This window comes from Proteus sp. TSJ240517 (assembly GCF_047921575.1).
Lineage (GTDB): Bacteria > Pseudomonadota > Gammaproteobacteria > Enterobacterales > Enterobacteriaceae > Proteus.
The window spans coordinates 757,577-765,995 of the sequence record NZ_JBLRMH010000001.1; the positions used below are offsets into that span (position 1 = coordinate 757,577).

Annotated in this window: 6 protein-coding genes and 2 pseudogenes; 2 read left to right on the forward strand and 6 right to left on the reverse strand. The window is 30.2% G+C overall.

The annotated features are described in order from the left end of the window. Positions 1–230 precede the first annotated feature (230 nt). The 3 genes and pseudogenes from ACNARN_RS03565 to ACNARN_RS03575 form a co-directional block, all read right to left on the reverse strand. Positions 231–1,382, reverse strand: a complete 1,152-nt coding sequence (locus ACNARN_RS03565; RefSeq protein ID WP_198630073.1) for a FliC/FljB family flagellin — start codon at positions 1,380–1,382, stop codon at positions 231–233. A gap of 305 nt (positions 1,383–1,687) precedes the next feature. Beyond that, positions 1,688–1,966 carry a type II toxin-antitoxin system RelE/ParE family toxin gene (locus ACNARN_RS03570; protein WP_349443490.1) on the reverse strand — a complete coding sequence of 93 codons (279 nt, stop codon included), beginning with the start codon at positions 1,964–1,966 and terminating at the stop codon, positions 1,688–1,690. A 227-nt stretch (positions 1,967–2,193) separates the two neighbouring features. Next, a pseudogene (locus ACNARN_RS03575) lies at positions 2,194–2,937 on the reverse strand (flagellin); the annotation flags it as partial. A 299-nt stretch (positions 2,938–3,236) separates the two neighbouring features. Here ACNARN_RS03575 and ACNARN_RS03580 point away from each other — a divergent pair. Continuing rightward, positions 3,237–3,464 carry a DNA polymerase III subunit theta gene (locus ACNARN_RS03580; RefSeq protein ID WP_099075688.1) on the forward strand — a complete coding sequence of 76 codons (228 nt, stop codon included), beginning with the start codon at positions 3,237–3,239 and terminating at the stop codon, positions 3,462–3,464. Between the two features lie 596 nt (positions 3,465–4,060). On the opposite strand, the gene ACNARN_RS03585 is transcribed toward ACNARN_RS03580, so the two are convergent. Both ACNARN_RS03585 and ACNARN_RS03590 read right to left on the reverse strand, forming a co-directional pair. After that, positions 4,061–5,377, reverse strand: coding sequence for a hypothetical protein (locus tag ACNARN_RS03585; protein WP_416304158.1), 1,317 nt, complete (start codon positions 5,375–5,377; stop codon positions 4,061–4,063). A 20-nt stretch (positions 5,378–5,397) separates the two neighbouring features. Then, a complete protein-coding gene (locus tag ACNARN_RS03590) occupies positions 5,398–6,678 on the reverse strand; it encodes a surface lipoprotein assembly modifier (protein WP_416304159.1) in 1,281 nt (426 codons plus the stop codon). Between the two features lie 1,113 nt (positions 6,679–7,791). Between ACNARN_RS03590 and ACNARN_RS03595 the strand changes: the two genes are divergently transcribed. Further along, complete coding sequence (locus ACNARN_RS03595; RefSeq protein ID WP_160230461.1) at positions 7,792–8,070, forward strand: helix-turn-helix domain-containing protein; 279 nt, start codon at positions 7,792–7,794, stop codon at positions 8,068–8,070. Positions 8,071–8,193: 123 nt separating this feature from the next. Here ACNARN_RS03595 and ACNARN_RS03600 read toward each other — a convergent pair. Beyond that, positions 8,194–8,419: pseudogene (locus tag ACNARN_RS03600) on the reverse strand (hypothetical protein); the annotation flags it as partial.

The window sequence follows — 8,419 nt, forward strand, 5'->3', positions numbered from 1 at the left end:
AATTAAATTGATACTTTCTCTCATTAAAAGAAATCAGCTCATAGAAAGTGCATTCTGTTCATAAAAAAATAACATATAAATCATAGTATTTTATTTTGTGCGATTTTAGCTTCTTGGGAGTCAGTTGAAATACTCATAAATGATTAATTAAAAAAACGATTGTTTTGATGATAAAACACCCACTACAAAATTTGCAGTAGGTGTTATTTGAGGATTATTTAAGATTGAAATTAACGCAGCAGTGATAATACGTTTTGTGGCATTTGATTTGCTTGAGCCAATACCGCAGTACCCGCTTGTTGTAGGATTTGACCACGGCTCATATTAGACACTTCTGTTGCATAATCCGCATCTTGAATACGGCTACGTGATGCAGTTAGATTACTAACGGTGTTGCTTAAATTCGTAATAGTAGAATCTAAACGGTTTTGTACTGCACCCATTGCACTACGTAAAGTATCGACTTGAGAAAGTGCATCATCTAATCCTTTTAATGGTGCATCGTTAATTGTTGGTGGGTTTTTAGGTTTAACTTCATTACCTTTAGTTAAACTCACTTTACCGCCAGGAACAAAGTCGCCAGTACTACTATCAATGACTTTTGATGTATCTGGGGTTGCTTCAAAAGTTTTGACATCACCATTGGCATCTTTTATCTCAATTACCAATTTAGTTTTATCTTCTTTACCAGTTGCATCCACTGCATAATAGACACCTTCTAAAGACTCACCTGTTGCTAAACTTGCTTTTAACGATGTAGTATCAATATCAATATCTTTTGATACTGGGTTTTTTACCTGATTAGTAACAGAGAAAGTTGATGCAGAACCACTATGTAATTTTTCTGGTTTAACAGAAAGATCTAATTTATCGATACCCAATGTAGTGGCATCGGTTTTTTTCAGATCAACACTGATTTGTTCTTTATCAAGCGCCCCCACTTGTAAATTTAATGTGCTGTCTTCACTTAACACTTTTACGCCATTAAATTGAGTCTGTTCTGAAATACGATTAATTTCCGCAGTACGTTGATTCACTTCTTCCTGAATAGATTTAATATCAGAATCTGAATTAGAACCGTTTTTAGCTTGAACAGTTAACTCACGAATACGTTGTAAGTTATTATTAATTTCATTTAATGCCCCTTCTGTGGTTTGGGCAATTGAAATACCGTCGTTCGCATTACGAGAAGCTTGAGTCAAACCATTAACATTTGAGGTAAAACGGTTAGCAATCGCTTGACCCGCAGCATCATCCTTGGCGCTATTAATACGTAAACCAGAAGAGAGGCGTTGGATTGCAGTATTTAATACACTTTGAGAGCGATTTAAATTATTTTGAGCAATCAGTGATGTTGGATTAGTCATAATAACTTGTGGCATATAATATTCCTTCAACTTGATTTTAAAACATTTAATGAATAGGTGGGTTATTACGTCACTGTAATAACATTGCCTAAACACTATCGTCATCAATTTTGAAGGATTTACGATTTTTGGCGTCGCGAAAATAGTAATAAAAGCCAGTCAGTTAATTTGCAAGGAATAATTTATTGTAGAAAAAAGCGAAATAGATCGGAAGAAAAAATAAAACTAAAAAAAGTAGGGCTAAATATAAAATACTGGGAGCCTGTATTCTAAATCTCGTGCAATAATTTCGCCTGAATGTGAAATTTTAAATTGTCTCATTAATGATAATCCTCATAGTTTAGAATATAGACATCGCCGTTAATAAATTGAAAAGCAATACGCCAATTAGCTCTTACTGTAATCGACCAATATCCTTCTCGATCACCTTTTAATTTATGAAGTTTATATATTTGCCGATTTAATTCGCCAATATCTTTAGCTATATCAATAGATTGTAGTCTATCATTAATTCTTTCTACATCATTAGCAAGAACTTCTGATGTAACGCCTTTTTCAAAAAGTTGCTTCAATCCTTTATATTTAAATGATTTTATCATCTTTAAATCCGTATTATACGAGATGTAACACACACTAATGTGTCGTTATAATCACCACAACATAAAATGATTTTTATCGTTTTCTTTAGGAAAAATGCTATATGGACATAATTTTTAAAAATAGATGAAGGAAAAATATAAATACTTTTCAACACAAATGACAAAAAAAGGCCCTCTTACGAGGACCTTTTGAATATAGAAAGGTATCTTTTGTGTCAGAGTACGAATTAACGTAACAGAGACAGAACAGTTTGTGGTACTTGGTTTGCTTGAGCAAGTACAGAAGTACCAGCTTGTTGCAGGATTTGACCACGGCTCATGTTAGAAACTTCTGTTGCATAGTCAGCATCTAAGATACGGCTACGTGCAGCAGATAAGTTGTTAACAGTGTTGTTCAGGTTGTTGATAGTAGATTCAAAACGGTTTTGAATCGCACCTAAAGAAGAACGCATACCATCAACAGTGTTGATAGCTTCGTCTAACGTTTTCAGTTGAGTTTCTAATTTCTCAGCTTTTTTTGATTCATCAGCTGTTAACGATTTAACTTGTTCGCCAACGTTATAAGAAATTTTACCAGCTTCACCAGCTTTATCTTCACCAGCACCTGTTGCAGTGGCTTTAAATGTTACTGTTTTACCATCAACGGTACCTTGAATATACTGTTGACCATCAGCATCTGCTGCTAATTTAGTCACAGTCATATCATGTTCTTTACCATCTACAGTAACTTTAGCTGTACCACCAGCTGCTAATGTAGGAGCATCACCAGCACCAACTTTTAATGTATCTAAATCAGTGTCTGTTAAACCAGCAATTAATGCATCAAATTTGTCTTTAGACATACCTGAAATTTCTGCACCGACTTCTAATGAGTCTACTTTCAGCGTTTTGCTGTCAACTTTTTTCAGATCAAATTCAATTTTTTCTTTGTCGTTAGTACCAACGTGAACGGTCATTTTTTCTTTTTCGCCGCTCAGTACTTTAACGCCGTTGAATTGAGTTTGTTCAGAAATACGGTCGATTTCTTTTAAACGCTCACCAACTTCTTCTTGGATTGATTTGATATCAGATGATGTGAAAATGATGATTAACGCTATTTAGCCTACAAAGCCACTATCCACGCCAGCCAGCAAATTTTAACTTTGCAGAATTTAGTCATTTTTCCTATCATTTTACATATATTATGTCACAATCTCGACACAACATGTAACACCTCCGCATTTTTAATTGCACCCCCTGCTATACTCTCCAAAAACTAATCGGCTCCAATATAAATCTCGCAAACTTAGCCCAAGAAGAAAAAGATAAAATTAATATCGATTTAGCTGTGTCGGGAGTTGCATACAAAGAACGCCTCAATATGCCAGCTGTTGCGTCCGAAGTTGAACGACAACAACCCACACATTTGAGAGCGTACTTTAATGAACGATTAGCATTTTATAGAGAGAGATGTAAGAAATTACCTGATAACAAGTCGGTGCAATATTTGAAAACATAATAGTGCCAATGCTCGATGGAACCGACTGACTTATATAATCAATCAGTTATCAATTTCAGGTGTCTTATTGCTGTCGTGATTTTTTCTCTTACACTTATTGATAAAGCATCATACTGACAGGATCACCCACCATACTCCCTCACCTCATGTGGCGTAGCATTATATATCGCGATGAGTTTTAACTATTTGTTTATTAAGATATATTCACCCTTCTCAGACCTAAAAAATGATTATACCTTCTTATAATCAGTTGATTACAATAATACTTTTATTAGTTTTTATAACCACATATTAGAGCTGTAAATATGATTCAGTCAGTATTCAAATATTAGCTGGGGAAATGGGAATAAGGTCTGAATTAAGAGATATGGTACAAAACCACAAAAGACTTGGAGTTTCACAGAAACATTATGATCGATATGATTATTTGAGGGAAAAACGAGAAACGCTTGATGCATGGAGCAAAAAACTCTCATTACTTAAAAAATTATAATTATTTTTATCCATATAAACCTAGACTATGATTTTTTAAAAAGCCTCAGCTAAGAGGCTTTTGATAAATAAAACTAACTAAATATCTGTACATCACTCTAATATTAATTCTGTTTTTCTGCTGCTAATACACCTACCCATGACTCCGCTTTTGTAGTTCCTAAAATATATTTATGATCATCTATATTTTCTGCAGAATTAACAAATTGAATATCCATTGCAGCTCTATCATTAGGAATAATACCATTTGATACATGCCGAGTAGGTGTTATTACTAAATTTTTAGTATTACCATCTATTTTAAATAATTCATTATTACCTATACGTGGGTCATTTTCAGTAATAACGCCTTTAACTATACCATTAGTATAATTCATTGTAATGTCTGCTGTTCTAACTACTGCGTTTATTTGGTCAGATCTGTGATCTAAAGGGCCATATACAAAACCATCTTTTTTACTATACACAGCATTTAAATCATTAGGTACATTTTCAGCAATAAGGTCTTTTTCAATAGAATAAATATAAGAAGCATAACTTGCTGTTCTATCAGCATCTAATTCAATTCGATACCCATAATATCCAACATCACCCAACAAACTAAATTGATGAGAATCGCCTTTATCAGTTACGAAAGTAATTATTTTTTCTTCACTAGATAAATAATTCTCATATGGATCTTTTGAACCTTCAATATTATAAACAGGAATATTTTCTTTCCCATACTCCCAGTTAGATTGGTATATCTTATCTATCTTACTACCTGTATATACTTTTTCTTTATTCTCTGATAACAATTTTTCATCCACAGATATTTCTTTATCGTTTGAAATTTCCGCAGCATCTTCTTTTTCAATTTTATTATATATTCTATTTGTTTCTTTATTTACTATCTCATTCACTGCTTTATTTACTTCTTTATTTACTACTTCATTTACTACTTCATTTACTTCTTTATTCACCACTTCATTTACTTCTTTATTTACTTCTTTATTCACCACTTCATTTACTTCTTTATTCACCACTTCATTTACTTCTTCATTTACTTCTTCATTTACTTCTTTATTTACTTCTTTATTTACTTCTTTATTTACTTCTTTATTTACTACTTCATTTGCTACTTCATTTACTTCTTTATTTACTTCTTTATTTACTTCTTTATTTACTTCTTTATTTACTTCTTTATTTACTTCTTTATTTACTTCTTTATTTACTACTTCATTTGCTACTTCATTTACTTCTTTATTTAATGCTTCATTGACCCTTTTACCTCCCTCTTTATTTAAACTAGATGTAGGGTTGTTAGATATAACATCGACTTTCTTTTCCTGAATAACATTATTATCATTGTTCTCACTACCACCACTAGAACATCCAGCAATAATAAGAGGCAAAACAACAAAAGGTATACTTTTTTTCATAATATAACATCCAACTTTAATTAAAAATATTTACTAAACTCAAGATAAAAATTATTTTTATCATAACTATAAAATAAATTACTACTATCTATTTTTTGATATGCCCATGTTATTTTGGGTGTAATTCCATAAAAATAAAAATTTCGATTCCACAATGTTATATAAACACTATACTCATCATTTTTTTGTGGTTTTTTATAAAAATCAGGAACCCAATAATTATTTTCTTCTGCTATTGCTCCTTGATAAATACGCTTAGCATAACCAACTTGAAAACGAGTGGAAATACCTTGTAACCATTCTTGCCCCCAACCTGCACGGACACTGAATCGATCAAAAGCATTAGCTTTACTTTTAGCTTCTTTATGATAAAAATCTATTCCAGAAAACCAATATTGATTACTATTTGATATATACAATAGTGTATCAGATACAGAATAAACATTACCATCCAATAGTTTTGTCTTATGATAACTTTGCCTTGATAACTCAACTGAGAGTGAATTCTTCCATTGTTTATTTAACCAATTATTTATTTCAACCTCTGTTCCAATTGCATTTGAATAACGATGATATGTAGAACTATTTTGTTGATTTTTATTTGGATTCCATGAGTACTCAACAAAAGGTAAAAATAATACTTCATTAGTTAAATTTTTATATCCAAATCCCACTTTCACTCTAGAAGATATTTCATTATATTTAGAGTTATCCCAATAATATTTCCCCTTTCCTCGAAAATTCAATAAAGAAAAGTAATTTTTATATATCGATAACTTCTTTTCAGCTACACCTACATAAGAAAAACCCTCTGCACTTTCAGGCTTTGATGTACTCTTCCAATTTGCAGTATTAACACCTAATTTAGGAGAGTTATTAATATTTGACTCATTTAGATAAACAATGCCACCATTAAATGACCAATCATTCTGATGATTGATTAATTCAGAATATTTATTAATAATATCAATTACATTATCATTCAAGTTTTCGCTTTTCAGTTTATCAAATTGTTCTAATGCCGCCTCATTCTCTTTATTTTCAAATAATGCAATTGCTAACTGTAATCGAGCAAATACTAATTTAGGATTTCTAGAAACTAAACTTCTATATAATGATATTGACTTATCTAATTGTTTATTCTTACGAGCAATAATAGCATTACCCCATATTAACAATTCATCATCTTCTTGCTTTTTCTGTTTTTCATAAATAGAAAGTAATAATCCAACACCTTCTACATCATTTCTTATTAATGCAGGAATAAATAATCGTAATAATAGAGTAGGATCCTCAACCAATTGAGCCTCAGTTATCAAATTGTTACTTTTTTTATTATAATCGTCATTCGCAATACTATGAAAACTCAAAAACAGAAAAAATAATAGACAAAACCTGAATTTAAAATTCAATATAAAATTCATAAATAAAGAAATAAACCCAATGAGTTATAACATTAAAGAAAGAAATGCTATATGATAAAATTCACAAAGTAAATATTCTTACATTAATTAAACCTTATAATCTTTTAATAATGATATTAGTTATTTTTTAATTTTATTAAAATTATTTGATTTGCACAAAAAAACCAATTATTTAACTTAAGAAAGGATATAATAACACAATCATTTGATTAAATAATCAATATCAGCACTAAGCAATATACTTTATATCAGATATTTTTGTATTAATATCAGCCCACACTGTAATTAACTAAAATTTTAAAAATTATAATGTGATTATAATTCAATAGAAATTTCCACTAATTTTCTTAAATTTTTAGCTATATATTATAATTAAACTCGCAACAATATTAGTAAAAAACTGATATTCATAAAAAAAACCCGTATAAATACGGGCTAAATTTTAATAAACGTAATGTTAAGATTTTCAAATGAAAACCTGATGAACAAAATATTAATACAATACATTAAAGACATAATCAATAATAAAAAATGACATTCAAAAATTTCATTTTATTTTTAATATTAAAGTTAATTTTTTATTATAATTATATACCCAAAATAGAAATAACCAGTATAAATATCTCTCAACAAAGCAGAACCAAATGATAATAGAAATAAATATCATTTACAGGTGTTTTATCATTTGATAAATAGTAAAAAAAAAGCAAGGTGATCAATAAATAAGCAAAAATTTTTATTAATTATATAATCTATAATTTCATTATTAACACAATATTGAAACATCGAATAAATAGCCCACAAAAACCACACAACCACTTGAAAAAAAACAAAAAAAACACACACCCATCACTTTCACAAGGTGAAATAAACAATATAAAAACCGTATTTTTTATAGCTAAAAAAATTTTTTTATTTAAACTAAATTAATCTTATAACTTTTTGCTCTATCCATTTTAGTTGCAGAATATTTATAATCGGGACAATATCATGAATACATTGAATTACATCATCAGTAAAAAAATAAAACAAAAAAGAAAAGAATTAAAATTAACCGGTATGCAAATGGGATACTTACTTGGAATAAGTCAACAACATTTTTCTCGATTAGAAAATGGTCACATTAAATTCACCGTAGAGCATATATTTGCTATCGCCTCAATATTAGAAGTAAAACCCGAAAGTTTATTACCAACCCACAATATAGCCAAAGCTGAGGCAATTTCATGGGCAAAAACAGTATTATCAGCCGAGACGACTTTACGATGAAATAAAATAGACTAACTATTTATTACATATTAAATAAATAATATATCAATACACACCCATTTATAGTTACACAGAATAAAAACTTAGTACTACTTAAATATTTTATATCATTCACATTTTTGACTAAAAATAATGTGAACCATTGAGGACATAAAAGGGGATACGTTGCTCTACATGATGTTGCCGATGAGCATCACGTATTCGTTCGCTCACAAAAATCTGTTTTCCCCGAAAACGTATCCCCGTATTGCGCTTGGCCCAATCAATATGGTCATCCTGATAAGACGCATTCACAAACTGACTGGTTGCACAGACTAAAGGCAAGCTATATGGAGTCTCTACACTCCCC

Bases quoted from the DNA above. Each gene is read 5' to 3' on its own strand.
- ACNARN_RS03565 (WP_198630073.1), bottom strand. From the start codon at position 1,382: ATGCCACAAGTTATTATGACTAATCCAACATCACTGATTGCTCAAAAT.
- ACNARN_RS03570 (WP_349443490.1), bottom strand. From the start codon at position 1,966: ATGATAAAATCATTTAAATATAAAGGATTGAAGCAACTTTTTGAAAAA.
- ACNARN_RS03585 (WP_416304158.1), bottom strand. From the start codon at position 5,377: ATGAAAAAAAGTATACCTTTTGTTGTTTTGCCTCTTATTATTGCTGGA.
- ACNARN_RS03595 (WP_160230461.1), top strand. From the start codon at position 7,792: ATGAATACATTGAATTACATCATCAGTAAAAAAATAAAACAAAAAAGA.